26 protein-coding genes are annotated in these 24,789 nt (G+C 36.3%); 21 read left to right on the top strand and 5 right to left on the bottom strand.

Annotated elements, in window-relative coordinates:
• The first annotated feature begins 111 nt into the window (after window positions 1–111).
• Entirely contained in the window at window positions 112–387 is a 276-nt protein-coding gene (locus tag LRP81_RS03035) for a YlbG family protein (protein ID WP_230499762.1), read from the top strand.
• Between the two features lie 72 nt (window positions 388–459).
• Here the strand turns inward: LRP81_RS03035 and LRP81_RS03030 are convergent, their stop codons facing one another.
• Window positions 460–849 carry a DUF7147 family protein gene (locus tag LRP81_RS03030; RefSeq protein ID WP_230499761.1) on the bottom strand — a complete coding sequence of 130 codons (390 nt, stop codon included), beginning with the start codon at window positions 847–849 and terminating at the stop codon, window positions 460–462.
• A 108-nt stretch (window positions 850–957) separates the two neighbouring features.
• Between LRP81_RS03030 and LRP81_RS03025 the strand changes: the two genes are divergently transcribed.
• The 3 genes from LRP81_RS03025 to coaD all read left to right on the top strand — a co-directional run bounded on the left by LRP81_RS03025 (window position 958) and on the right by coaD (window position 2,737).
• Window positions 958–1,278, top strand: a complete 321-nt coding sequence (locus LRP81_RS03025; RefSeq protein ID WP_230499760.1) for a hypothetical protein — start codon at window positions 958–960, stop codon at window positions 1,276–1,278.
• Window positions 1,279–1,679: 401 nt separating this feature from the next.
• On the top strand, window positions 1,680–2,252 hold the full coding sequence (gene rsmD, locus LRP81_RS03020) for a 16S rRNA (guanine(966)-N(2))-methyltransferase RsmD (RefSeq protein ID WP_230499759.1): 573 nt from the start codon (window positions 1,680–1,682) through the stop codon (window positions 2,250–2,252).
• On the top strand, window positions 2,252–2,737 hold the full coding sequence (gene coaD, locus LRP81_RS03015) for a pantetheine-phosphate adenylyltransferase (protein ID WP_230499758.1): 486 nt from the start codon (window positions 2,252–2,254) through the stop codon (window positions 2,735–2,737). The genes rsmD and coaD overlap by 1 nt, the downstream gene beginning before the upstream one ends.
• A 69-nt stretch (window positions 2,738–2,806) precedes the next feature.
• Here the strand turns inward: coaD and ylbJ are convergent, their stop codons facing one another.
• Window positions 2,807–4,042, bottom strand: a complete 1,236-nt coding sequence (gene ylbJ / locus LRP81_RS03010; RefSeq protein WP_230499757.1) for a sporulation integral membrane protein YlbJ — start codon at window positions 4,040–4,042, stop codon at window positions 2,807–2,809.
• A 336-nt stretch (window positions 4,043–4,378) separates the two neighbouring features.
• Here ylbJ and LRP81_RS03005 point away from each other — a divergent pair, with 336 nt between their 5' ends.
• Both LRP81_RS03005 and LRP81_RS03000 read left to right on the top strand, forming a co-directional pair.
• Window positions 4,379–5,176, top strand: a complete 798-nt coding sequence (locus LRP81_RS03005) for a patatin-like phospholipase family protein (RefSeq protein ID WP_230499756.1) — start codon at window positions 4,379–4,381, stop codon at window positions 5,174–5,176.
• Window positions 5,166–6,191 (top strand): SepM family pheromone-processing serine protease, encoded by a 1,026-nt coding sequence (locus LRP81_RS03000; protein ID WP_230499755.1) that lies wholly within the window; start codon window positions 5,166–5,168, stop codon window positions 6,189–6,191. Before LRP81_RS03005 ends, LRP81_RS03000 begins: the two co-directional genes overlap by 11 nt.
• A 76-nt stretch (window positions 6,192–6,267) precedes the next feature.
• On the opposite strand, the gene LRP81_RS02995 is transcribed toward LRP81_RS03000, so the two are convergent.
• Window positions 6,268–7,512 (bottom strand): nucleotidyltransferase, encoded by a 1,245-nt coding sequence (locus tag LRP81_RS02995; protein ID WP_230499754.1) that lies wholly within the window; start codon window positions 7,510–7,512, stop codon window positions 6,268–6,270.
• Between the two features lie 473 nt (window positions 7,513–7,985).
• On the opposite strand from LRP81_RS02995, the gene LRP81_RS02990 reads away from it, so the two are divergent.
• From LRP81_RS02990 to LRP81_RS02975, 4 genes are all read left to right on the top strand, one after another.
• Complete coding sequence (locus LRP81_RS02990; RefSeq protein WP_230499753.1) at window positions 7,986–8,501, top strand: YceD family protein; 516 nt, start codon at window positions 7,986–7,988, stop codon at window positions 8,499–8,501.
• Window positions 8,502–8,549: 48 nt separating this feature from the next.
• Window positions 8,550–8,723, top strand: coding sequence for a 50S ribosomal protein L32 (gene rpmF / locus LRP81_RS02985; protein WP_230499752.1), 174 nt, complete (start codon window positions 8,550–8,552; stop codon window positions 8,721–8,723).
• Window positions 8,724–9,009: 286 nt separating this feature from the next.
• Window positions 9,010–9,768 carry an enoyl-CoA hydratase/isomerase family protein gene (locus LRP81_RS02980; RefSeq protein WP_230499751.1) on the top strand — a complete coding sequence of 253 codons (759 nt, stop codon included), beginning with the start codon at window positions 9,010–9,012 and terminating at the stop codon, window positions 9,766–9,768.
• Between the two features lie 94 nt (window positions 9,769–9,862).
• On the top strand, window positions 9,863–10,480 hold the full coding sequence (locus LRP81_RS02975) for an RsfA family transcriptional regulator (protein ID WP_230499750.1): 618 nt from the start codon (window positions 9,863–9,865) through the stop codon (window positions 10,478–10,480).
• 487 nt (window positions 10,481–10,967) lie between these two features.
• On the opposite strand, the gene LRP81_RS02970 is transcribed toward LRP81_RS02975, so the two are convergent.
• Window positions 10,968–12,203 carry an MFS transporter gene (locus LRP81_RS02970; protein ID WP_230499749.1) on the bottom strand — a complete coding sequence of 412 codons (1,236 nt, stop codon included), beginning with the start codon at window positions 12,201–12,203 and terminating at the stop codon, window positions 10,968–10,970.
• Window positions 12,204–12,388: 185 nt separating this feature from the next.
• Between LRP81_RS02970 and LRP81_RS02965 the strand changes: the two genes are divergently transcribed.
• Window positions 12,389–12,805: a thiol-disulfide oxidoreductase DCC family protein gene (locus LRP81_RS02965; RefSeq protein WP_230499889.1), complete on the top strand. Its 417-nt coding sequence runs from the start codon at window positions 12,389–12,391 to the stop codon at window positions 12,803–12,805.
• Between the two features lie 56 nt (window positions 12,806–12,861).
• Here LRP81_RS02965 and LRP81_RS02960 read toward each other — a convergent pair whose 3' ends face one another.
• Complete coding sequence (locus LRP81_RS02960) at window positions 12,862–13,377, bottom strand: N-acetyltransferase (protein WP_230499748.1); 516 nt, start codon at window positions 13,375–13,377, stop codon at window positions 12,862–12,864.
• Between the two features lie 364 nt (window positions 13,378–13,741).
• Between LRP81_RS02960 and LRP81_RS02955 the strand changes: the two genes are divergently transcribed.
• The 10 genes from LRP81_RS02955 (at window position 13,742) to LRP81_RS02910 (ending at window position 24,737) form a co-directional block, all read left to right on the top strand.
• On the top strand, window positions 13,742–15,085 hold the full coding sequence (locus tag LRP81_RS02955) for an acetyl-CoA carboxylase biotin carboxylase subunit (RefSeq protein WP_230499747.1): 1,344 nt from the start codon (window positions 13,742–13,744) through the stop codon (window positions 15,083–15,085).
• Between the two features lie 33 nt (window positions 15,086–15,118).
• A complete protein-coding gene (locus LRP81_RS02950; RefSeq protein ID WP_230499746.1) occupies window positions 15,119–15,331 on the top strand; it encodes an acetyl-CoA carboxylase biotin carboxyl carrier protein subunit in 213 nt (70 codons plus the stop codon).
• 40 nt (window positions 15,332–15,371) lie between these two features.
• Window positions 15,372–16,916, top strand: a complete 1,545-nt coding sequence (locus tag LRP81_RS02945; RefSeq protein ID WP_230499745.1) for an acyl-CoA carboxylase subunit beta — start codon at window positions 15,372–15,374, stop codon at window positions 16,914–16,916.
• Between the two features lie 132 nt (window positions 16,917–17,048).
• Window positions 17,049–17,975: a 2-dehydropantoate 2-reductase gene (locus LRP81_RS02940; protein ID WP_230499744.1), complete on the top strand. Its 927-nt coding sequence runs from the start codon at window positions 17,049–17,051 to the stop codon at window positions 17,973–17,975.
• Between the two features lie 54 nt (window positions 17,976–18,029).
• Window positions 18,030–18,419, top strand: coding sequence for a DUF3397 domain-containing protein (locus tag LRP81_RS02935; protein ID WP_230499743.1), 390 nt, complete (start codon window positions 18,030–18,032; stop codon window positions 18,417–18,419).
• Between the two features lie 83 nt (window positions 18,420–18,502).
• Window positions 18,503–20,131: a bacillithiol biosynthesis cysteine-adding enzyme BshC gene (gene bshC, locus LRP81_RS02930; protein ID WP_230499742.1), complete on the top strand. Its 1,629-nt coding sequence runs from the start codon at window positions 18,503–18,505 to the stop codon at window positions 20,129–20,131.
• Between the two features lie 522 nt (window positions 20,132–20,653).
• On the top strand, window positions 20,654–21,085 hold the full coding sequence (gene mraZ, locus LRP81_RS02925; RefSeq protein WP_230499741.1) for a division/cell wall cluster transcriptional repressor MraZ: 432 nt from the start codon (window positions 20,654–20,656) through the stop codon (window positions 21,083–21,085).
• Between the two features lie 113 nt (window positions 21,086–21,198).
• On the top strand, window positions 21,199–22,137 hold the full coding sequence (gene rsmH / locus LRP81_RS02920) for a 16S rRNA (cytosine(1402)-N(4))-methyltransferase RsmH (protein WP_230499740.1): 939 nt from the start codon (window positions 21,199–21,201) through the stop codon (window positions 22,135–22,137).
• Window positions 22,138–22,158: 21 nt separating this feature from the next.
• A complete protein-coding gene (ftsL, locus tag LRP81_RS02915) occupies window positions 22,159–22,518 on the top strand; it encodes a cell division protein FtsL (RefSeq protein WP_230499739.1) in 360 nt (119 codons plus the stop codon).
• A complete protein-coding gene (locus LRP81_RS02910; protein ID WP_230499738.1) occupies window positions 22,518–24,737 on the top strand; it encodes a penicillin-binding protein in 2,220 nt (739 codons plus the stop codon). The genes ftsL and LRP81_RS02910 overlap by 1 nt, the downstream gene beginning before the upstream one ends.
• The last annotated feature ends 52 nt before the right edge of the window (window positions 24,738–24,789 follow it).

The following is a 24,789-nucleotide window of genomic DNA, read 5'->3' as shown; positions in this document are numbered from 1 at the left end:
CAGCATGAAAGGGTTTATTTTTCCCCGAGCAAAAGGCAATTTGTTACCTATAGCACAAATTTTTACGAAAAAAGCTTTGATAAAAGGGAAGATTTAAAAAGGGGTAAATGTATGTTATCACAAAGACAAGGTATAATAGTTTGGCTACATTCCTTAAAACAAGCAAAATTATTAAGACGCTATGGAAATGTTATTTATATATCTAAAAAGCTAAAGTATGTATTATTTTATTGTAATCTTGAAGAAGCAGAAAGCCTTTTAGAAAAACTGAATAAACAATCTTACATAAAAAAAGTAGAACTTTCGCCTAAGCCAACTATAAAAACCCATTACGAAAATTCCAGACCAGATAAAGCCAAGGAATATGACTATAAAATGGGACTATAAAAATTAGCAGTACAAAATCGTATATAGATATGTTTTGTACTGCTTTTTGTTTCTACAGAATAACATACATCATTACTTAAGCGCGGGAATATAATGGTTTAACCTAAGAATTCCAATTAAATATTGGAAGTATAAATCTTTCTCCGCAAATGAAATGGAAGGTTTCACGTCAAATTGAATAACTGTTTTTCCTAATTCTTCGGCAAGATTTAAAAATAATTCTGACCGCTTATTCGGTTGTTGTTGATAATTTGGAATCCCTTCTAAACAAGTATATAATGCTTGAAAATCTCCAGGATTAGTTGGTTTCATAATAACAATTAAAGACGAAAGTTTTCGACCATTCTTTTCTGTATGCAGCATCATCATGTGTTGCAATCTATCTTTATTATGTTTTGCTAATTCCATTAGTTCATATATATCGGAATAACCTTCTCCTAGTTCGATAAATCGTTGTATCATTTTCAATTTCTCCTCTCAAAGAACAGATCACACTTTTCCCAACACATACTTTATCATGTTACTGCTCAAAATTGAAGAGCAACTCAAATATGGAAGGAGTGCATCATCATGATGGGCGTTACATTTATTCTTATTACCTCATTAATATTATTATATTTTTATGATCATCTTTTTGGCACGGTAAAATCAAAACGCACAATGAATGTTCCAATTAAAGGGGTACTGGTTACAGGGATATTATATTATCTTGTTTCAAAAGAGCTTATGAATCAAGAGGACGCATTGGAATTCGAGAATGCTACATTAGAGGAAGTGGAGTTATTCGTCACTACGAAAAATATCTTAACAACGGAAGAATGGGGCAATCTTTGTTTGGAGCAATGTAAACTTCATTTAGCCAATGATATAGATGTAGATATACCATGTTAATGAAAAAATGTGTTTTCACAAACAACCTTGATAGTAAGGGGAAATATTCAAAACAACATTCAAATATTTACAAATAAATAGCAACAATCATTTAAAAAAACAAAAAAACCCTGCTTGGAAACCCATGCAGGGTCCTTCTATCCCTTGATAAAAACCAAGGTAAGAAGGCAAAGGGAGAGGAGAAACCGGAGGAAGAACTTATGGGGAAACGTAAGTCTTCTCCGCGGTTGGCAACAACATCACACAAAGGATGTTGTTACCATTAAGTATGAACCAAATAGAGGGAAGCTATACACAATTGTTGAAACTAGAAAAATGTCTAAGAAAAACTTTTGACATGCATGTCGAATATGATAGGATAATGTTGATTAGCAATCTAGAAATTAAAGAATGGTGAGAAAATGAGAGTAGTTTCAGGAAAATGGAAAGGTAGACAGTTGAAAGCGGTTCCAGGTATGAATACTAGACCTACTACTGATAAAGTAAAAGAGGCAGTATTTAATATTATTGGGCCATATTTTGATGGTGGGCTTGCTTTAGATTTGTTCGGAGGAAGTGGCTCATTAGGAATCGAAGCCATCAGCAGAGGAATGGACAAAGCGATATTTGTTGATAAAGATGGAAAGGCAATCCAAACCATTAAACAGAATGTCGAAAACTTCAATATCGCAGAACAAGTTGAAATATATCGAAATGATGCTTTAAGAGCTTTAAATGCAATTAAAAAAAGAGAGATTCAATTCGATCTTATCTTACTCGATCCACCATACAAAAAGCATCAGCTTGAAGAATTGATACATAAAATTAGTGAATATAATCTTTTAAATCAATCGGGAATTATAATGGCCGAGCATAGTAACGAGGTTATTTTACCCGATGATATTGGAGATTTTATTAGAACTAGAGTAGAAACTTACGGTATTACAGTAATATCCGTTTACCAGAATCGTGAGGAATCAAAGGGGGAATATTGATGGCGAGTGTAGCGGTTTGTCCTGGGAGTTTTGACCCGATTACATTTGGGCATATTGATATCATAAAAAGGGCTTCGAAAGTGTTTGATAAAGTATACATCTGTGTTTTAAACAATTCTTCTAAGAATCCACTTTTTACAGTAGAAGAAAGAGTTCAATTAATTAAAGATGTGACGGGAGAATTCGGTAATGTGGAAGTGGAAGAGTTCCATGGATTATTGATTGATTACGCCCATAGTAAGAATGCAAGTTCGATAGTGAGGGGATTACGAGCAGTATCTGACTTCGAGTATGAAATGCAAATCACTTCCATGAACAGGGTGTTGGATGAAAGCATCGAGACACTTTTTATGATGACCAACAACCAATATTCCTTTTTGAGCTCCAGCATCGTAAAAGAAGTAGCAAAGTATAATGGTTCAGTATCGGAGCTTGTACCGCCAGTTGTAGAACAGGCATTAAGAGTGAAATTTCAACATACTTAATACACGGAGGGACTTCTTTTGGAAGTCCTCTTTATATGAATATCTTACAGAATGTCGGTGTTGGATTGCTCAAGGCGCAAATGTTTTTCTCCTTGTTTTATTAAATAGTAAAATAACATATATCCATAACATAAAAATGGTAAACAAAGGTCCATAAAGTTGGAAAGCACTTATTATATTCTCCCATAAACCTTCTCTAATGATCGGTGCAAAAACAGGTAGATCATTTGTTGCACCTTCAAATCCCCCTAATTGTTTATTAAGCGGATTCCAAAGTAAAAATGCGATGAACGCCGCAAACGTCCCATGCAATATTCTTGCAATGAAAAAAGGCTTGAACCGGATATCTGTCTCTGCCAATATACTCGCAACTTGTGCTTGTACAGAAAAGCCACTAAAAGCTAGAAAAAAACTAGTAACTATTATTTGATCAACCAATGGGACATTTTTTATTTCACTAGTTAGCTTTCCTCCTAGTGTGATTTCAAATAAACCAGAAATCAATGGGTAACTTAAGTCCTTGGAAATATCTAATATACCTAATACGATACTAATAATTGCTGCTAAAACAGCTGTAATCGAAACCAATGACAGCATACTATTTAAGACAGAAAATAGTATTAAAAATCCACCAACCATTAAAAGAGTTTGAATGGACGAGAGAACGGCATCACCTAATAGTTTTCCTAAAGGTTTATTATGCTTCATTCTCGTTTTATGCATTTCTCTTATCGCTCTAGTTAGTGAAAGTCTAGTTGGTTTAGAAGAGACTGCACTACTTGATTGACTATGATCTCCGTGAAATCGCATTACAAGTCCTACACAAAAGTTTCCTAAATAATGAGCGGCTGCCAAAATAATACCGAGTTTTGGATTATGGAAAAACCCTACTGCTATTGCCCCAAAGATGAATAAAGGATTGGAGGAATTGGTAAAAGAAACGAGACGTTCCCCTTCTATTCTTGATATCTGTCCTTCCTGTCGGAGACGAACAGTCAGCTTTGCACCAGAGGGGTAACCAGAAGCCATTCCCATTGCCCATACGAAACCACCAACTCCAGGAACACGAAATAACGGTCTCATAAAAGGCTCTAACCATACACCGATGAATGCTACTACACCAAACCCGATGAGCAACTCACTGATAATCATAAACGGAAGGAGAGAAGGGAACACAATTTCCCACCACATATTTAGTCCTCTTACACTTGCCTCAAATGAAGCTTTTGGATTAAGTATAAGTGACAGGGTAAGGAGGGAAATAATAATGGCAAAGAATATGGTTTTTAGCACCGATCTATTCAACAAACAAACCTCCTCAAAATAATAAAGCGAAAAGGATCTACTTTCTTTTTTGTACAAGAATGATTCCGTTTTTGTTAGAATAGTATTAATTACCTGTATTCAATAGGCAGTCCAATTTGCATGCTTGTCCGAAATGTTAGCAAGTTCATTAGTTGTCTTTTTCAATATACGTACAAGAGGTATTCATTTAGAACATAAATATCCCAAGTCCTTGGAGTTTGTTCACCAAGGTATGGGAGAAGCGTATGATAGATAATAAAAGGTATCTTACGGGAAGGTATGTTACCGAAGATTGCTGTCAGACAGAGTTGGTTGTAAACAACATGAGGTGATAACTTGAAGGAGCCAAAAATTGGGGTTGCATTGGGGTCAGGTGGTGCCAGAGGATTTGCACACCTTGGAGCTTTAAAAGTATTAAGGGAAGAAAATATACCGGTTGATCTGATAGCTGGAAGTAGTATGGGCGCTCTTGTGGGAAGCTTTTATGCGATGGGTCATGATATGGAACGTCTCTATAAAATAGCAACTGCCTTCAAGCGAAAGTATTACTTGGATTTTACAGTGCCCAAAATGGGATTTGTTAATGGTAACCGTGTAAAAGAACTTATCAGAATGTTTACCCAAAATAAAAACATTGAGGATTTGGATATTCCTTTGTCTATCGTTACAACAGATTTGGAGAAAGCAGAAAAAGTAATCTTGACACATGGGCCAATTTCTGAAGCTGTAAGAGCAAGTATCTCCATACCAGGTATATTTGTTCCTGAAAAATTAAACGGTCGATTATTGGTAGATGGTGGAGTGGTAGACCGAGTTCCTGTAAGTGTTGCAAGGGATATGGGAGCAGATATTATTATTGCTATTGACGTTTCTCAGGTTAAAACCAATGAGCCAGTGGATTCCATCTTTGATGTCATTTTACAAACAATAGATATCATGCAGAATGAACTTGTAAAAAAGAGTGAATTGGAAGCGGACATCATGATTCGACCACCAGTTGCTCATTACAGTTCCCGTGCTTTTACAAATATCGAAGAAATCATTCGTATTGGTGAAAATGCGACCAGACTACAAATTCCACTAATCAGAAAGTCACTGAGGGACTGGAAGGAGAAACATCAACATGAAAAATAACGGTTTTATGAAATATTTGTTTATAGGAATTATCCTTGCGGTAGTGTTAAATTTTGTTACTCTACCGTATTATGTTACAAGACCTGGAGATGCCCAAGAGCTAAGACCACTTGTTAATGTGGAAGGTGGTTTTCAAGATGAAGGCAGATTCTTATTGACGACAGTGAAAATGGGTAAGGCGAATGTTTTCACCTACTCTTTAGCGAAACTAAGTGATTATCAAAATATATTCCCAATTAACCAAATAAGAAATGAAAATGAAACAGATGAAGAATATTCCTATCGCCAACTACATATGATGGAAAGTTCAAAGGAAACCGCCATAAAAGTTGCATATGAAAAAGCGGGAAAACCGGTGGAACTACTTTCAAGAGGAGTATATGTTTTTAGTGTGAAGGAAGGACTAGCTGCAGATGGAAAGCTGATTATTGGGGATAGAATTACTCAAATTGATGGAGTGAAAACTACTACTGCTGAAAAATTGATGGATATTATTAATTCAAAAAATATCGGCGATGAAATTGATATTTCGTATGACCGAGATGACAAAGAGGAGAGTGTTAAGATTACTCTTGGAGAACATCCAGAAGATCCAAACAAGGCAGGAATTGGGATAAGTCTTCTTACGGATTATGATATACAAATGGATCCTCCTATTACGATTAATACCGCACAAATAGGGGGGCCTTCTGCGGGATTGATGTTTTCATTGGAGATATATAATCAACTAGTAGAAGAAGATGTTGCTAAAGGCTATCAAATAGCTGGAACAGGTGCTATCAATGAAAATGGAGAAGTACTTCGAATCGGAGGCATTGCTCAAAAAATAGTTGCTGCAGATAATGCTGGAGTTGATATTTTCTTTGCACCAAATGAAAAGGGTTCAGAAAACTCTAATTATCAGGAAGCACTTATAGCTGCTGAAGACATAAAGACAAAAATGAAAGTTATTCCCATTGACACGTTTGATGATGCAATTGATTACCTAGAGAAGTTACAACCAAAGTCAAAATAAAATAGAAAGGGTGCAAGGATACGGTTGAAGTATATTTGCACCCTTTTTTGTATTCTATGTTACATCTATAAAAACCTTATAAAAATTTGTTTTCCACTTCATCAAAACGAATCGGTGGTTTGGAAAACTCCTGTAACATCCAATTACTTCTTGTAGGTTCAGAAAACTTCATTGCATACGTGTTTGTTGCACGAACATCCATCTCTAACATTTGGCTGTCAAAACCAGATATCTTGGATAAGAGTGGGATCTCCAACTCCTTTTTGATTTCTCTTAAATAGGCTTGCCCTTTTCTGCTCATTCCTAAGAGACGAACGTACTCACTATGACTTTGTGTCATAACTCGATGCATGGTCTCCTTCTTTGTATTTGTTAGGATGTGGGTGCATATTCTTTGAAGTCTTGTCCATGTGTATCGTTTTGTTTTAAGTTTTGTCATGAATTCTAAGAAGGAATGACTTTCTTTGATAATTTGTTGTAAACGGTGCTCGATACCTTCTTCCACTTCATAGATTTCAGAAAGCTCTGATGATGTGCTACAAAGAATTCGAAATTTCAATAAAGAGAAATAATCCTCCCATTGATGGAAACTCCCTGTTTGTTTTATATAACGGTTCAGCAGTTCATATGTAGGTTTTGGGACAAAGCGCTGGACTTTTTCAATATCTCCGTCATGATCAAAAAGATGCTTCCGGATACTAGTTGCACTTGCAATAGGGGAATCATTGAATTCAGGGTCATGATAACCAGCATTAGTACGTCCAATAGTGAATGCAGAAATTTCGCTCTTTTGCTCCCTAATTGATTTTACATAATGGTAGCCAAGGATATTATTAGGTTTAGTTAAATCCAACACATTTTCTCTTCCATCCATAAGCTGTTGGAATGCAAGCGAAGAGGCTTTAGGAAAACTATAACCCTTATTGATGAATTCCTTAACAAGTAAATCATAAAGTGGTTTTTGTTCTTCCATTATTATGGTAGTTCTTTCAAAATCGCCAATATTTCCTTGTTCACTACCAAAGCAAACATTGGTACACTTTAAAGCACTCAAAATGGATATGGACCCGTTAGCAAACACTTCAGCTTTCTGGGTTGCAAAGGCATAGGGCAGTTCCACTACGATATCTACACCGTTAGTCAATGCCATTTTAGTCCTTGTCCATTTACTTACAAGGGCAGGCTCTCCGCGTTGTAAAAATTGCCCACTCATAACTGCAATGACAACATCGGGATCGGTTGTATGCTTAGATTGTTCTAAATGGAAAAGGTGCCCATTGTGGAAGGGGTTATACTCAACAATAACGCCTAAGGATTGCATATTTCACCTACTTTGTTATACTTTCCAAGAAAGTCCATTATTCCACTACTTTTATTGGATATCTTGTATGATGACTATAATTATAATTCAAAGATAAAAATTACTCTATAAATGTGGTCAAGATATCTATTTGTATAAGTATTAAAAGTTATGTCCATAATGCTATCCCATAAACGCGAAAAAATTTAACTTTGGGAAATTGATCAAGGATATTATTTAAGTCTTATAAACGTATAAATTCTCACAATCAAACAGTGGCAAATAATCCTCTTCCACAAGAATTAAGACGGCTTGTACCATATTTTTAAAGTTTTTATAGTTTTTTCTGTCGAATTGTAGGATAATACTTAGACGAAACCTTATAACCTGTTCAAATCAGACATTTTGTCCGTTCAGGGGTGTAAAGAAAAAACATTGACAAATAATCTTACGAAAGCTATAATTACTTTTGTTGCCTTGAGGTGAATATCATGTTGAAATGGACATTATTCCAATTAAATCAGCTTCAGCATAAAGGGTTAGAAATAAATGAAACTGTTGATGTAAGTGAAATTACGTCACACAGTGATATACGTTCTGTTGGACCTGTTCATGTAACTGGAAGAGCTGATTTAAGTTCAAAAAAAGCTACGTTTCATTTAACAATGGAAGGTAGTATGGTTTTACCATGTTCACGTACTTTAGTAGATGTGGACTATCCTTTTACAATAAAAACAACTGAAACATTCTTATTCCAGCCTGGAGAATATGAAAGTGATGATGAAGAATTGCATACGGTAGAAGGTGATCAAATTGATTTATTACCTATTATCCAAGAATCAATTATTCTGGAAGTACCTATGCAAATATTCAGCGATTCTCCCGACAAGGAAAAGTCAGCTCCTCAATCTGGAAGAGACTGGGAAGTGGTGACGGAAGAGGAAACTAAAGAAAAAGTGGATCCTCGCCTTGCAGGTCTGGCTAAGTTTTTTGAGAAAGACAAAGAGTAGAAATTACATTATTTAATGGACACTCATTTTTTTAAGGAGGTGGGAAGAATGGCTGTACCTTTTAGAAGAACGTCTAAAACTGTAAAAAGAAAACGTCGTACACACTTTAAACTACAAGTTCCTGGTATGGTAGAATGCCCAAGCTGCGGTGAAATGAAATTAGCTCACCGTGTATGCCCAGCATGCGGTACTTACAAAGGAAAAGAAGTAGTAAATAAATAATAAAAAAAGCATGAGGCTACTGCCTTGTGCTTTTTTTATTTTGTCTCTTTTCCAAAAATACTGTAGAAGGGCACGACAATCGCTTATGACGAATTACTTGTAAAGCTGTAAGAGCAACTAATGATGAGATAAAAGCCTTTATATATTAATAAAGAAAAAAATAACTAATTCTTGTATTTTTGTTGTTATCCTATTATTCTTTTAACCATCTTGAAAACATAATAATGTATACTTTTAATCAGCATATAAAAAAGTTAGACTAAAGAAAAATTACATAAGGGTGATTGTGGTGGTATCAAAGGTAGATAAATATTTAGATGAACATAATATTTTCTGGTTTAAAATAAACAGGCCTGAGAAAAGAAATGCCATTGATTATGATGTCATGTCTGAGTTATGTGAAGCAATATCATTTGTATCACGTAATGAAAAAATTCGTGCTTTTTTCATTACTGGAGAAGGCACTAAGTCGTTTTGCTCAGGCGGTGACCTTTCTATTTTTCATGCCTTACATACTAAAGAGGAAGCTTACGAAATGTTATCTCGAATGGGAGAAACCCTTTATTCATTATGTACACTTCCTGTACCCACATATGCGATAATCAATGGCACCGCAATTGGTGGGGGATGCGAAATTGCAGCAGCATGTGATGTACGCATTGCATACTCTGATAGCAAAATGGGTTTTGTACAAGGGAACCTGGGCATTACAACTGGATGGGGTGGAGCAAGCATGTTAATGGAAAAAGTAACTCATCCACATGCAGTTATGATGTTAAACTCTACAAAAGTATATACCGCTAAGGAGGCAAAGGAGTTAGGGTTTGTCCAAAGAGTAATCTCCGAGGAGCAATTACCACTGTTACATGAAGAGGTTAAAGCTTCCTCTAAGGTACTAAGAAGCTATAAACAAGCAATTATCATGAAGTGGAAACAAAGCCAACTAAAACAAAGAATGCTAGCGGAAATAGAGCAATGTTCTATCCTTTGGGAAATGGAAGAACATCATCAAGCAGTAAGAAGTTTCTTGGAAGGTAAAAAATAAGGTTTAATCAAAAGCTTTTTGATTACAAGATTAGTCTATCTTTCCTACTACTCGCATATGTATAGGATAAAAAGTGAGTTGGGGGGATAGAGATATGTCTACGGTTCGTCAAGATGCTTGGACACAAGATGAAGATTTACTATTGGCGGAAGTTGTTTTACGATATATACGAGAAGGCGGTACTCAATTGACAGCATTTGAAGAAGTGGGAAAAAAGCTGTCAAGAACATCAGCAGCATGTGGATTCAGGTGGAATTCCTATGTTAGAAAGCAATACGGGGCAGGTATAGAACTTGCTAAAAAGCAGAGAAAAGAGCTTAAAAAAGAGCAAGCAATCCAACAATATTTGCCTGTTGATGAGAAGTATAGTTCTATTGATAATAAGTTGTATGCAACCGATAATCTTACAATCTCGGCAGTTATAAGTTATTTGAACCATTTGGAACAATTGGAAAACGAGTACTCCAAAATAAAAGAAGAAAATCAAGGCTTAAAAAGTAAGGTAGATACACTAGAAAAAGAGTTGAAAATGTTGGCTGAAGCAAAACTAGAACTTGAGTCTTCCATGAATCTTGTTGAAGAGGATTACCGAGCTTTAATAGAAATAATGGAACGGGCAAGGAAAATGGTGGTTCTCCAGGATGAAGATAAAAACAAAAAAGTAAAATTCCAAATGGACCGGAATGGCAATTTAGAACGTGTCGAAAAATAATATTATCTTTCAACCACTCTACTATTGGGTGGTTTTTTGGTGTTTAGCGAAATAAAAAGGCTTTTTTCGAAAAATTTGTTGCTATTAGACTGTAAAAAGTCAGCTTCTGGACTTTATGTTTGGATGTTACTTAATAATTTAAATGCAGGAAAAGAACAAAGCAGTACGAATTTTAAGTGTTCCTTATTTTATTCGGAAAAGTAACAAAGTTTGCGAATGCAGCCAATAATAATTAACTTATTGGATAGCTGTAACTTGGAATAGCCGCGTCCAGATCAAGTTGGACAAAGTTCGTACAGCGCAAAAATTAGGGCTAATTTGAGTTAAATTCATGGAGATTCTAGTCCTCTTAAGAACAAACCAAGTAGTATCTAGACTTTCAGAACTTTGGTGTTATTTTATGGTAATAAATTGAATGTGAGGGGAAGATTTTTCTTTATTATTTTCTTGTTTAACTTTAGCAGTATATAAAAAATATTTCTGAAGCTTAACCATTTTCAAGTTTCACGTTTCGCATTGGTGATAAAATAAGCCATATTGCACAAAGTGCTAAGCCAGTTGCGGAAATCATTAAGACATAATGGGACCCATATTCATTAGCAATAAATCCTCCTAAAGGTGCACCAATAATGATCATGCTACGGTTAATAGAACGCATGGTTGTATTCATTCGTCCCTGCAATTGTAATGGTGTAATTGACTGTCTATAACCCATCTCATTTGGACCTTCTACTCCCATAGCAAGACCATAAAAAAATTGTCCTACCATAAGCATAATAATTGCACCAACTTCAGAAATAAATTGAATTGGGTGAGCTAAAATAATGAGAACAACAGCAGGGCAATAAAGTATTCGGGCAATGGAAATTGCTTTTCCAACCCCTAACTTTATACCAATGGAAGGAGAAAATGTTGCCCCAACTACGGCTCCAATTCCTGCAACTGCTAATGTAACTCCGAGAATAAATGAACTCAATCCTAATTCAAGGAGTACATAAGTAATGAAGACAGTTGTGGTCATACTGTGAAAAAGAAACCAAACATGTGTATTAAAGGCTAATATACGTAGATATTTGTGTCGATAAACCCAACTTACACCTTCCTTCAATAATTGACCGATAGATATGGATGAAACAGGAGTAGGTGCTTTATTTGGTTGTTTAAGGAAATTCATAAGAATTCCTGAAATTAAATAGGTTGCTGAATTTATAAGGAGAGTAAATGGGGCGCTAATTAAAGCAGTAATCCAACCTGCTAAGGCTGGCCCACTAGTTTCTGCTACTGCGGCACTTTGTTCTAAACGAGCATTAGCTCTAGTTAATAAATGTCGAGGAACAAATTGAGGTATTAAAGATTGAGATGCAGCGTCATTAAATATGGATAGAATTCCAAAAAATATCATTATTAATGCAAGGTACAATATGTTAATGAGGTCTAAACTGTAAAGTAAAAAAATGAGTACTAGTAAAATACCACGTCCAATATCCGTTGTAACGAGAATGAATTTTCGGTTAACTCTATCAATTAACACCCCTGCCAATAATCCAATAAAAACGTATGGTAACCACCTTGAAGCATTAATCCAACCAACATCCAAAGCGGTACCGTTTTGATTCACAACAATGAAAACTTGTAACGCAAAAGTAGTAATATACGTCCCAAAATAAGTACTCGTTGATGCAATCCAAAAAACACTGAACCCATTGACTGAACTAAGTTTCATCAACTTTTCTTCCTTTCGAATATCAATTGTAAATGGATACTTCGCTTTTCAAGTTATATAGATAATATGTTAAAAAAGATTATCTAGCATATCAGCTGTTTCCTGTTGTTTATTTAGATATTAATGACAATATTTATTGTATAATAATTCTATAGGAAGAATAAGGAGTGAACCGTGTGACTAATATGTATGATGAACAATCAGCCGAGAAACATCCCATTTTACTCTTTGACGGTGTGTGCAACCTGTGTAACACTGCTGTTTCTTTTATTATAAAGCGTGATCCGAACGCTGTGTTCAAGTTTACCTCCTTACAATCTGATGAAGGTCAAAAACTATTACAAAAACACGGTTTATCAACCGAAAGCTTTGACAGCTTTTATTATGTACATGGGGATGAGATGTACTCCAAATCTACAGCAGCACTAAAGGTTGTCAGAAAGCTGGATGCTCCGTGGAAGTTCTTGTATCCACTAATATTTCTGCCAAAGCCTATTAGAGATATTATTTATAGCTTTATTGCCAAAAATCGTTACAAATGGTTTGGTAAAAAAGATCAGTGTATGCTACCGAGCCCAGATATAAAGAAAAGGTTCTTATAAAAAAAAGAGGTTGCCTACTTTCATCTCATTGAGACGTATAGGCAACCTCTTTTTTGTTATTCAGCCTCTTCTTGTTCAACATTCTCTTTTGATGTGGAGAGAGTGGATCTATCTTGTGCACTTACTCCTTCTGGATACCAGACAATCGGATTTTCTCCAAGGTCACGGTGCACATCATAATGAACCGATGTAAAACCTAAACGATCCCAGAAGTCTGCAGACTTAATACGTGGATTTGTTTTAATAGGAAGACCAAAACCTTTTGCAAATTCTACAAGCTCTTTCCCAAATCCTTTACGCTGGAAATTTGGGAGTACTTCAAGCTTCCACAATTCCAAATAGTCTTGTTTTGGTTCAAAATATTTGTCATGGTCTTTAGATACTTGATAAAGACTCATTCTCGCAACAAGTTTTTCTCCATAATAAATTCCATAGAATGGAGAGTCACTATCGTTTTCGATAATATTATCCTGAAGGTCTTCAAGCATAGACAACTCTTGTATACCGTATTCTCTGAACTGCTTAAATTCTTCTAATGTTTTATAGTTAATTGATAGCTTCTTTACCGTCATGTCAATTCCCCCTCGACTATCTTTTGAATAAAGCGCTTACTACTATACTTATTAAGTAAAATAGTTTATTTTAATAATAATTATATAACAAAAAAACAAAAAATTCTGCAATAATTTTAGTAAGCGTTTGCAAAAGTGAGCAGGAAAACAAAGAATTATGTAGAAATAATAGTTGGAGGAGACTTCTGCATATGTAATTTGTTGGAGTATAAGGAAATAGGAATCACTGCTTGAACAGCTTCAGCGCCTAGCCGCTCAAAGTCAATAAGACAAACTGTGGAGAAGGTGAAAAGCAATATTCTCGTCTTATGCCTGTCAGGGCTGATCAAGGCGCTTGCGTTTTTCTTAGAAAGGGGAGATCTCAGTGCGAAAAATATTGATTGCTAATCGAGGAGAGATTGCAGAACGAATAATCCGTACTTGTAATCGACTAGGAATTGAAACAGTCGCTTTGTTTTCGGATGCAGATAAAGACATGCCATATGTTCAACAGGCAACAGTGGCAAGACACATAGGGGAAGCTCCCCCTCAAGCATCTTATTTAAATGTCGATCGAATCATAGAAATTGCACTAGAGGAAAAGGTGGATGGCATTCATCCTGGGTATGGCTTCTTATCGGAAAATGGAGGATTTGCAGAATCTCTGGCTAAAGCGGACCTAACTTTTATTGGTCCCAGTGTTGACGTAATCAAATTAATGGGTGATAAATTATCATCAAGAAGAGCAATGATAGAGGCAGGTGTACCTGTAGTGCCGGGCTCAGATAAGCCTTTGGATTCTATGGAGGAGGCTTGTGAAATAGCTGAAAAAATTGGCTTTCCTGTAATGTTAAAAGCTAGCGGCGGCGGTGGAGGAATAGGGATGCATCGCTGTGAAAACAAGCAGGATATCGAGAAGTCATTTGATCAAACGAAGAAACGGGCAAAAGCATATTTTAAGAATGAAGATATGTTTATTGAAAAATATATCGGCGCAGCAAAACATATTGAAGTTCAAATCTTTGGTGATAGCCATGGAAACATTGTACATATGTTTGAAAGAAACTGTTCTGTTCAGAGAAGAAACCAAAAAGTAATAGAAGAAGCACAAAGCCCTCAATTAAGTGATGAGACAAGAAGGAAAATTTGTGAAGCCGCAGTGAAAGCAGGAAAAAAAGTTAATTATAAAAATGCAGGTACAGTAGAGTTCATTATGGATGAGAATGAAAACTTTTATTTTCTTGAAATGAACACAAGACTACAAGTAGAGCATCCGGTGACAGAATCCATAACAGGTTTGGACCTGGTAGAATGGCAAATAAACGTGGCAAGGGGAATGGAATTGCCGCTAACGCAACAGGAAATTAAAAGCAATGGCCATGCAATAGAGTTCCGTCTTTATGCGGAAGATCCTGTTAAGTTCTTTCCATCACCAGGATTGATATCAAGTTGGCATCTTCCGGAGGTAGAAGGAGTAAGGATAGATAGTGGGTATGGTCCAAATCTAAAAGTTACACCGTTTTATGACCCCATGATTGCTAAAATCATAGTATCAGCTGAAACGAGAGAAAAAGTAATCAATCGGTCCTTGGAATATTTAAAAGGAGTTGAGGTGGAAGGAATTAAAACCAATCTTCCATTCCTAATCCGCTCTCTTGGGTCAGAAGATTTTAAATCTGGAGAATATCATACAGGGTTTGTACAATCCTTAAAACCAATAAACGCATAATAAATTGCTAACAAGAAACAGGGAGGGAATAATATGAAAAAGTTAGAAGCATCAATGGCAGGTACAGTATGGAAAGTATTAGTGGAGGTTGGAGAGGAAGTCAAAGCTGGTCAAACCGTTATCATTTTAGAATCTATGAAAATGGAAATTCCATTAGAAGTAATGGTGGACGGTAAAGTTGCATCCATATCAACTGCAGAGGGAGATTTTGTAAATGATGGGGATGTTTTATTGGAACTTGAATAGAAACCGTAGACAATAATAATGGAAGAAACGGGGAATATGAATGATAAAGACAGCGAGTGATCTAGAACAGGAGTTTCAAGCAACGGTTGACACGATAAAAAGTGGAGGCAGTGAAAAATATCATACAAAGCTTAAAGAACAAAATAAGCTGTTTGTACGTGAGCGACTTGCTCTATTATTTGACGATGGCCAGTACGAAGAAGATGGTTTGTTTGCAAACAATAAAGCAAAAGGTTTACCAGCTGATGGAGTAGTTACAGCAATTGGCAAAGTGAACGGCCAGACAGTATGTGTCATGGCAAATGATTCTACTGTGAAAGCAGGATCATGGGGTGCAAGGACTGTAGAAAAAATTATTCGGATTCAAGAAACGGCAGAAAAGCTGATGGTTCCGATTCTTTATCTTGTAGATTCTGCAGGTGCTAGGATTACTGATCAATTGGAGATGTTCCCTAACAGGCGCGGGGCAGGGAAAATATTTTATAATCAAGTGAAACTTTCCGGGATGATCCCTCAAATATGTTTATTGTTCGGACCATCTGCTGCAGGCGGAGCCTATATTCCAGCTTTTTGTGATATCGTTGTCATGGTAGATGGAAATGCTTCCATGTATTTAGGTTCTCCAAGGATGGCGGAAAAAGTTATTGGGGAAAAGGTCACCCTTGAAGAAATGGGCGGGGCTAGAATGCATTGCTCAATCAGTGGGTGTGGAGACATCCTTGCTGCAACGGAAGAAGAAGCTATTGATCAGGCAAGACAATACTTAACCTATTTTCCTGCTAGCTATCAAGAAAAAACAAAAGAAGTCGAATCTATAGTGCCAAAAGAGGGCAGATCCCTTACGGATATCATACCCGTAAATCAAAATGCCCCATTTGATATGTATGAAGCCATAGACCAACTCATTGATGCAGATAGTTGGTTTGAAATAAAGAAGTTATTTGCACCAGAATTGATTACTGGTTTTGCCCGGATAGATGGGAAGGTAGTAGGCATTATCGCCAATCAGCCAAAAGTAAAAGGTGGAGTTCTTTTTGTCGACTCTGCTGATAAAGGCGCAAAGTTTATTCAGCTATGTGATGCATACCACATCCCTCTTTTGTTCTTAGCAGATGTTCCTGGTTTTATGATTGGGACAAAAGTAGAAAGGGCAGGAATAATTAGGCATGGTGCAAAATTAATTGCTGCCATGAGTTCTGCTACTGTTCCCAAAATATCAGTTGTTGTTCGAAAGGCATATGGTGCTGGTCTATATGCGATGGCGGGACCTGCTTTTGAACCTGATTGTTGCATAGCCTTACCTACTGCTCAAATTGCCGTAATGGGACCTGAAGCAGCTGTGAATGCAGTTTACTCCAATAAAATAAATGAAATAGAAGATCCGAAAGAAAGAATGGCATTTGTCCAGGAAAAACATCAAGAATACAAGGAGCATATAGATATTTACAAACTTGCATCAGAAATGATTGTAGATGATATTGTGCAAGCGGAAGACTTGAGAGAAGCACTAATCAGTCGTTTCCATTATTATTCTAGTAAACAGATGAATTTTTCGCATCGAAAACATCCCGTATACCCGGTTTAATTAATTTGTCTAATAAGCTAATTAGTGCTCAAGTCTTTTCTATCAAGACTTGAGCATTTTTCTTTAAACGTATTCAACAAATAAGCATTAATTGGTACAATAACAAGAAATAGGTAAAAAGAAGGAGTAATCATGAAGATTGGAATAATTGGTGGGGGAGCAATTGGTCTTTTATTTGCCTTCCATTTAAGCAAATTGTTTCCTGTTACCCTCTATGTAAAACGACAAAGTCAACTTTCCCTAATACAAAACAACGGTATTACGCTTATCAATGATTCTGTTAATGAAAGTAGGGAAGTATCTGTTACCCTTTGGAACCCCGCAACCACTTTAGAGGAAGATGTTTTGATTATTGCTGTAAAACAGTACTCACTTTTGAACATTATTCCATCACTTAAAGAAATAGCTAAAAACAAAGTAGTGCTATTTTTGCAAAATGGGATGTCTCACCTTGAAATGATGGAGTCATTACATCAGCCGCATCTTCTTGTTGGTGTGGTAGAGCATGGTGTGAAAAAAAAGAATGATGCTACAGTGGAATGGACTGGAATCGGGCGCACAAAAATTGCTGCAATGGAGAAGTATACTTTTTCTAAAGAGATTCCTTTTATTACAAGTTGGGCTGACGAGCTTAAAGCGGTATTTCCGGTTGAGTGGAATCCAGATTACTATAAAATGATGATTGAAAAACTGTTAGTTAATGCAGTAATAAACCCTTTAACAGCATTGTTCAATGTCAAAAACGGGGAATTGCTCAAAAATCCCTATTTCAGAGAAACGATGAAAGAGCTATTTGAAGAGATTAGTTTTTTAATTTCTCCAATGAATCGAAAAAGCATGTGGGAGCACGTTGTGAACATATGTAACAGTACATCAGAAAATTGGTCATCCATGCAACGAGACATAATAGAAGGAAGAAAAACGGAAGTAGATGCCATTCTGGGATACATTTTAATAAAAGCAGCTAAAGAGGAAAAGAAAACGCCAATCACAGCGTTTTTATATCACAGTATTAAAGGGTTAGAAAAAGAGAATACAAGCTGTATAAAAAACATCTAGTAAGTTTCATCTGCTTGTGAAAAAATCAAAGTTTATGAAACGAGGTAGACGTTTATGTCTAATATTTTTGCTAGTCTTTTGGCAACGGTTGTGTCCATTCCGGTCCTAGCATTGCTCCTGTTCTACACTCTGGCCCGCTTTGTAACTAAGAGCAATAGGAGATCTTTTCATTTTGCGATAGATAGTTCAACAATTATATTTATTATTTCCGTCCATTTTTTGATAATAATTATTTGGCAACAATCTATGCTCTGGATTATTCTCACCGTATTATTGGGAGTAGCTACATTAATGGTAATCGGGAATTATCTTATCAAGGAAGAAATAAATGTAAAACGAGTATTCAAGGGATTCTGGCGTGTTAATTTTTTGCTATTCTTTTTCAGTTATTTTTTTCTGTCAATCTTCGGTGTCATGAAAAGGTTGTATGAAGCATTTGTGTAAGCAAGATTTTTTGAAAGAAGGGAAATCAATGCTATACTCATGGAGACATTATCACATTTGAAAGATCAGAAAGGACGTACTTTATGAACGTAGTAGAATTACTTCTCCCTACTATCAATAAATTTTCATCAGCATATTTAAGGGGAGAAGAGAAAATCCTCCGTTTCTTCACTTATAATCCCCATTCAAAATATACATATGAAGCTAGAAAAGAACATCTTAAAACGAGAACCTATAGAAGAACTGAACTTGCAGCGTATTTACAGGATTATAACAAAACCTATCAAGCGGATAGCGCTACGATGCAAAATATTACTCGACTAACGGATGAGGATGCATTGGTAGTAATCGGAGGGCAGCAAGCTGGACTAATGACAGGGCCATTATATACAATCTCCAAAATTGTAAGTATCATTAAGCTTGCTAAGGAACAGGAAAAACAACTAGGAGTTCCAGTTATTCCTGTTTTTTGGATTGCTGGTGAAGATCATGACTTTCAAGAAGTTAACCATGTTTATTCTCCTAAACACACTGAAATGGAAAAGCTTTCGTTTTCAATAAAAGGTTCTGGGAAAAAAATGGTGTCTGATTTGAGCTTTGACAAAGAAGCTATGGAAAAATGGGTGAAAGAAGTCATAAAAGCTTTTGGAGAAACGGAATATACAAATGATGTTATCGCGCATCTTGAGACTGCCATTCATGATTCCAATAATATCGTTGACTTTTTTGCTTATATAATTACTTCATTATTTAAAGGTACTGGATTAGTTTTAGTAAATGCCTCTGATAGCAGATTGAGAAAAATAGAAACTCCCTTTTTTCAGGAAATGCTAAACAATCATGAAAAGATTACTTCAGGAATCTTACAATCACAACAAGAATTAAATGAGCTAGGGTTTAATCCATTACTGGAAGTCGATGAGGACTCCATGAATTTGTTTTACCATCAAAATGGGGAACGAGAACTCATATACAGATCTGAAAATGGTAGCTATGCACTATCAAAACATTCAAATTGGTCAATATCGATAGAAGAACTACATAAGCTCATCGAAGAATATCCTGAGAAATTCTCCAATAATGTAGTAACGAGGCCGCTGATGCAGGAATTGCTTTTTCCAACACTTGCGTTCATTGGCGGTCCAGGTGAAATCAGCTATTGGGCGGAGCTAAAGCGATGTTTCGAATCACTTTATATGGAGATGCCACCCGTTGTTTCTCGAATTTCACTTTCATTTCTAGAACGAGATATTGAGAGCGCAATGCAAGATATAGAAGAATCGCTACAAGATATTCTCATGAGTGGCTTAGAGGAAAAAAAGAAGGCATGGTTAAATCAAGAGGAATTGCATCAAATGAATGAAAACTTATCTAATTTCCAACAACAATATGGAGAAGTCCATAAAAAATTCAGAGAAGTAGGAAATGCGATGGAGCCGCATCTTGAGCATGTATTTGAAAAAAATTGGCGTTTAATAGACAGACAATTTGATTTCATTCAACGATTAATTGAACGTTCAGCCTATGAAAAACATGAGCATATTATGAAAAAGTTTGAAAAAGTGGAGCTAGCTCTCCGACCAGGAAAGATGCCTCAAGAAAGAGTATGGAACATATACTACTTCATCAATAAATATGGAATGGATTTTGTTCAGAGATTATGTGAGCTCCCATTAGACCATAATGGCAAACACAAAGTAATTCGCCTATAAAGTTAACTATAAGAGTATAGAAATTTTGAACAAATCTGATAATCCCTAACTAGAAAGCACATGAGGAAACACAATCTGTTTTCCTCATGTGCTTTTTTTGTTTGGCATGTTTTTTAATACTCGTAAAAGGTTGGCTCATGGACTTGATGGATGAAAGTCTGTCCGTTTTTTTAAAATAAAAGAAGGAACTGAGCACGACTGTTACATCATTATTTTCTACATTCAAAAAATAGCAGGGGATCCCGCTTTTTTTTATGGTCTTTTTTCTGACAATTCTAAAAATAAAAAGGGTCGTTTTAGTAGATTTAGTGAAGAATGACAGGGATTCCTGTTTTTATTTAGTCAGAAACAGTCATGTTCAACGGTAATTCGTTCTTTTGTCAAAAAATGTTGTAAAAAGATGAAAAACGAAAAAAAAGTAGGCTTAAAGGATTTTCTTTTAGGGAAGAGAATAGTACAATAAAGTAAGTGGTGAGAAGTGGGGGATTGTGGGGGGAAGTAGAAGAAAGGTGGGGGAACCTGATGTTCATGGGAGAATACAATCATACAATCGATACAAAAGGGCGTATGATCGTGCCTGCAAAATTCCGTGATCATTTAGGAGAAACCTTTGTTCTTACACGAGGTCTTGATAAATGCCTATTCGGCTATCCTCTCTCCGAATGGAAAACAGTAGAAGATAAACTGAAGCAGCTTCCACTTACCAAAAAGGATGCCCGTGCTTTTACAAGATTTTTCTTTTCTGGTGCCGCAGAATGTGAATTGGATAAACAGGGACGTGTAAATATCGCGACCCCCCTTGTTCAATATGCTCAGCTTGAAAAAGAGTGCGTTGTAATCGGAGTATCTAATAGAATAGAAATTTGGAGCAAGGAAAATTGGAGTATTTTTGTGGAAGAGTCAGAAGATTCATTCGCAGAGATTGCAGAAAACCTTGTGGATTTTGACTTATAAAAGGGTTTAATTACAGTTTGGATAAAACACATATACCAGTGGGAAAATAACCAGTAAGAGAATTTAGCTATCATCAAAGAAGAATGCAGCTAAGAGCTAGAAGGGCGTGAAATATGTTTCACCATGTCACAGTTTTATTAAATGAAGCAGTAGATGGACTCGCAATTAAAGAAGATGGTATTTATGTGGATTGTACACTTGGCGGGGCTGGGCATAGTTCTGAAATTGTCAAAAGGCTTTCTGAAAAGGGGAAATTAATTGCTTTTGACCAAGACGAGAATGCACTAGAACATGCAAAAAGTGTGCTACATAATTATTTGGACAGAGTCATTTTTATTAAAAGTAATTTTAAACATTTAAAGGAAAAGCTTTATGAACTTGGAATTACGAAAGTAGATGGGGTGTTGTTCGATTTAGGAGTTTCTTCTCCGCAATTGGATACACCGGAACGTGGCTTCAGCTACCATCATGATGCACCTCTTGATATGAGAATGGACACTAATAGTCCATTGAGCGCTTATGATGTGGTTAATAGTTGGCCATATGAAAAATTGGTACGTATCTTTTTCCAATATGGAGAGGAAAAATTCTCTAAGCAAATTGCAAGAAAAATAGAAGAATATCGAAAAACAAAACCAGTTGAAACAACATTGGAGCTGGTGGAACTCATTAAAGATGGGATACCTGCACCTGCAAGAAGAACAGGTGGTCATCCTGCGAAACGTGTTTTTCAAGCGATAAGAATTGCAGTAAATGATGAACTTGGAGTTTTTGAAGATGCTATTCATCAGGCTATTGATGTATTAAAACCTGGAGGAAGGGTTAGTGTCATAACATTCCATTCTCTTGAAGATAGAATGTGCAAAGTAGCTTTCAAGGAAAAAAGTCAACTTCCAGAGCTACCGCCAGGACTTCCTATTATTCCTGAAGAGTTTCAGCCAATACTAAAGCTTATTACAAGAAAACCGATTCTTCCTAGTGAGGAAGAGCTTGAAGTAAATAAACGTGCTAGATCAGCCAAATTACGAATCGCTGAAAAAATAAAAGACTAACTTGATTGAGGGGGAAGAAGAATGAGTAATTTAGCACATAAAATTCAGCGGCAGCATGAAGAACGTAGACAGCAATTACCAAAAACCAAAACACTTGTGAAAAAACGCTCCAAGATCACGTTCGGGGAAAAAATGTTAGGATGTATGTTTATTGGACTAGTTACATTTGGTTCTTTTAATATCGTTACGAATCACGTTGAAATTTATCATATTAATAGTGAAATCCAATCGCTTGAAGGATCTATGGAAGCACAATTAAAGAAGAATCGTGAGCTTGAATTACGCGTAGCAGAAGAAAGCAGCTATGAAGTAATCTTAGAAAAAGCAAAAAAATTAGGCCTTACATTAAACGAAAATAATGTGAAGAATGTAGGGAACTAATGAATACACAAAATCTCGTTCATAAAAAAAGAATACATGTTGGAGCAGCTCTTTTACTTGGTTTATTTGCGTTGCTCTTTTTTCTATTAATTGGGCGATTTTTCTTCCTTCAAGCAACCGGAGAAGCACACGGACATGATCTATCTATAGAAGCAAGTGAAAGATACAATGTAAATAAGAAAATCAATGCATCTAGAGGTGCGATTTTAGATAGAACGGGTAAGCCGATAGCAGAGGACACTCCTTCCTTTAATTTAGTAGCAGTCTTAGACAAAACGATGACAACAAATAAAGAAAAACCGCGACATGTTGTCGATCCAAAAGGCACTGCTGACAAATTAGCTTCTATATTAGAAACAGACTCAAATGAATTATTTGAAAGATTATCTTCAGATAGAAAACAAGTGGAGTTTGGTGCAGTAGGTCGAGACCTACCTTTATCTAAGAAACAAGAAATTGAGGATTTAGAACTTCCCGGTATAGCCTTTGTTGAAAATGCAAAAAGGTTTTATTTTAACGGAAAGTTTGCCAGTCATGTTATTGGTTTTGCAAGAGCAGATGATGAAGGTGAAATTAATGGAGTCAGTGGACTAGAGAAAATGCTGGAAGAGGAATTAAAGGAGCAGGACGGGTCATTATCTGTTAAAACAGATAATAAAGGAATAAAACTTTCTATGAATTCAGATGTATCTTACGTCCCGGCAATAAATGGTAATAATGTGTATCTGACACTTGATAGAACCATTCAAACTTTTTTAGAAGAAGCGATGAACAATGTCGTCAAAGAATATGAACCAGAACGGATAATCGCCATTGTCGCTGATCCGAAAACAGGGAAGATTCTAGGTATGGGCTCTAGGCCAACCTTTGATTTAAATACAAGGGAAGGTCTCACGGATAACTGGAATAATGATGCAATATCCAATCGATTTGAGCCAGGTTCAACGATGAAAATCTTTTCACTGGCAGCAGCAATTGAGGAGGGGGTTTATCAAGGTTCAGAGTTATATCAATCAGGGGCTTACAAGCTACCGAATGACCCTATACCTGTTTATGACCATAACAGATCTGGCTGGGGATTGATTTCTTTTGAAGAAGGAGTTCAACGCTCATCAAATGTTGCGTTTGCCCTACTTGCTGAAAAAATGGGAACAGACACACTTCTAGAATATATTAAATCATTTGGTATGGATGAACCGACTGGAATTGATCTACCGGATGAAGTAACAAGTAGCATCAATTATCATTATTATCGTGATCGAATATCAACTGCTTTTGGACAAGGGTCTGCATTTACACCTATTCAACAAATTCAAGCAGCAACAGCAATTGCGAACAAAGGAAAAATGATGCAACCATATGTAATTGAAAAGATCGTTAATCCAAATACAAACCAAACGGTTGTCGAAAACAAACCGAAGGCAAAAGGTAGTCCAATCTCAGAAAATACGGCATCGAAAGTACTTGAGGTCTTAGAATCGGTCGTAAGTTCAGAGAACGGTACAGGGAGACCATATAGCATTGAAGGGTACTCAGTAGCAGCAAAAACGGGAACCGCACAAATTCCGGGTCCTGGTGGGTACCTTTCAGGTCATGGGGAATATATCTATTCAATCATTGGAATGGCACCTGCTGATGATCCGGAATTATTGATGTATGTAGCTGTAGAGAAGCCAAAAATTGCCCAACATGAAAATGGTGCTGGTCCTGTATCTGGGGTATTCAACTCTGTTATGAAAAGAAGTTTACAGTATCTTAGTATTAAACCAGATGAGAACCAGTCTCTAACTCCAAAAAAGCAAAATATAGGTGTGAAAGTACCAAATCTTGTAGGTAAATCTATTCAAGATGTATCTTCGGAAAGTCAAGCACCAAACTATGTCGTGGTTGGAGAAGGTTCAAAAGTCTTAAAGCAAACACCACAAGCTGGGCAAGAAGTAATTAAAGGAGAAAAAATCTTTTTGGTTACTGAAGAGTCACCCTCACTGCCAGATATGACAGGTTGGAGTCTACGGGATGTTAGAAAACTTGCAAACATACTTGAACTTGATACTAAAATAGAAGGTAACGGTTATGTTCATCAACAAAGTATAATGCCAGGTACGCCTGTTGAAAAAGGAAATCAACTAGTAGTTGAGCTTCATTCAAATAGACCACTTCCGGAAGCAAATGAGGCGGAACAATCAGATGATAGTAGTGAAGAGGCAGATGAAGAATAAAGAATAACAATGGTGTGCAAAGGGATTATATGTCTCCTTCTGCACACCATTT

The organism is Sutcliffiella rhizosphaerae, assembly GCF_917563925.1.
Lineage (GTDB): Bacteria > Bacillota > Bacilli > Bacillales > Bacillaceae_I > Sutcliffiella_A > Sutcliffiella_A rhizosphaerae.
The sequence above is the reverse complement of the archived record's forward strand: the minus strand, read 5'-3'. Positions and strand labels throughout refer to the sequence as shown.

What these genes read in the sequence shown, in the direction of transcription:
- LRP81_RS02940 (WP_230499744.1), top strand. Translation starts at nt 17,049, where the DNA reads ATGAAGATTGGAATAATTGGTGGGGGAGCAATTGGTCTTTTATTTGCC.
- coaD (WP_230499758.1), top strand. Translation starts at nt 2,252, where the DNA reads ATGGCGAGTGTAGCGGTTTGTCCTGGGAGTTTTGACCCGATTACATTT.
- bshC (WP_230499742.1), top strand. Translation starts at nt 18,503, where the DNA reads ATGAACGTAGTAGAATTACTTCTCCCTACTATCAATAAATTTTCATCA.
- LRP81_RS02945 (WP_230499745.1), top strand. Translation starts at nt 15,372, where the DNA reads ATGATAAAGACAGCGAGTGATCTAGAACAGGAGTTTCAAGCAACGGTT.
- rsmH (WP_230499740.1), top strand. Translation starts at nt 21,199, where the DNA reads ATGTTTCACCATGTCACAGTTTTATTAAATGAAGCAGTAGATGGACTC.
- ftsL (WP_230499739.1), top strand. Translation starts at nt 22,159, where the DNA reads ATGAGTAATTTAGCACATAAAATTCAGCGGCAGCATGAAGAACGTAGA.
- LRP81_RS03025 (WP_230499760.1), top strand. Translation starts at nt 958, where the DNA reads ATGATGGGCGTTACATTTATTCTTATTACCTCATTAATATTATTATAT.
- LRP81_RS02975 (WP_230499750.1), top strand. Translation starts at nt 9,863, where the DNA reads ATGTCTACGGTTCGTCAAGATGCTTGGACACAAGATGAAGATTTACTA.
- LRP81_RS03030 (WP_230499761.1), bottom strand. Translation starts at nt 849, where the DNA reads ATGATACAACGATTTATCGAACTAGGAGAAGGTTATTCCGATATATAT.
- LRP81_RS02935 (WP_230499743.1), top strand. Translation starts at nt 18,030, where the DNA reads ATGTCTAATATTTTTGCTAGTCTTTTGGCAACGGTTGTGTCCATTCCG.
- rsmD (WP_230499759.1), top strand. Translation starts at nt 1,680, where the DNA reads ATGAGAGTAGTTTCAGGAAAATGGAAAGGTAGACAGTTGAAAGCGGTT.
- LRP81_RS02995 (WP_230499754.1), bottom strand. Translation starts at nt 7,512, where the DNA reads ATGCAATCCTTAGGCGTTATTGTTGAGTATAACCCCTTCCACAATGGG.
- LRP81_RS02960 (WP_230499748.1), bottom strand. Translation starts at nt 13,377, where the DNA reads ATGACGGTAAAGAAGCTATCAATTAACTATAAAACATTAGAAGAATTT.
- mraZ (WP_230499741.1), top strand. Translation starts at nt 20,654, where the DNA reads ATGTTCATGGGAGAATACAATCATACAATCGATACAAAAGGGCGTATG.
- LRP81_RS02965 (WP_230499889.1), top strand. Translation starts at nt 12,389, where the DNA reads ATGTATGATGAACAATCAGCCGAGAAACATCCCATTTTACTCTTTGAC.
- LRP81_RS02950 (WP_230499746.1), top strand. Translation starts at nt 15,119, where the DNA reads ATGAAAAAGTTAGAAGCATCAATGGCAGGTACAGTATGGAAAGTATTA.
- LRP81_RS02970 (WP_230499749.1), bottom strand. Translation starts at nt 12,203, where the DNA reads ATGAAACTTAGTTCAGTCAATGGGTTCAGTGTTTTTTGGATTGCATCA.
- LRP81_RS02910 (WP_230499738.1), top strand. Translation starts at nt 22,518, where the DNA reads ATGAATACACAAAATCTCGTTCATAAAAAAAGAATACATGTTGGAGCA.
- LRP81_RS03000 (WP_230499755.1), top strand. Translation starts at nt 5,166, where the DNA reads ATGAAAAATAACGGTTTTATGAAATATTTGTTTATAGGAATTATCCTT.
- rpmF (WP_230499752.1), top strand. Translation starts at nt 8,550, where the DNA reads ATGGCTGTACCTTTTAGAAGAACGTCTAAAACTGTAAAAAGAAAACGT.
- LRP81_RS03035 (WP_230499762.1), top strand. Translation starts at nt 112, where the DNA reads ATGTTATCACAAAGACAAGGTATAATAGTTTGGCTACATTCCTTAAAA.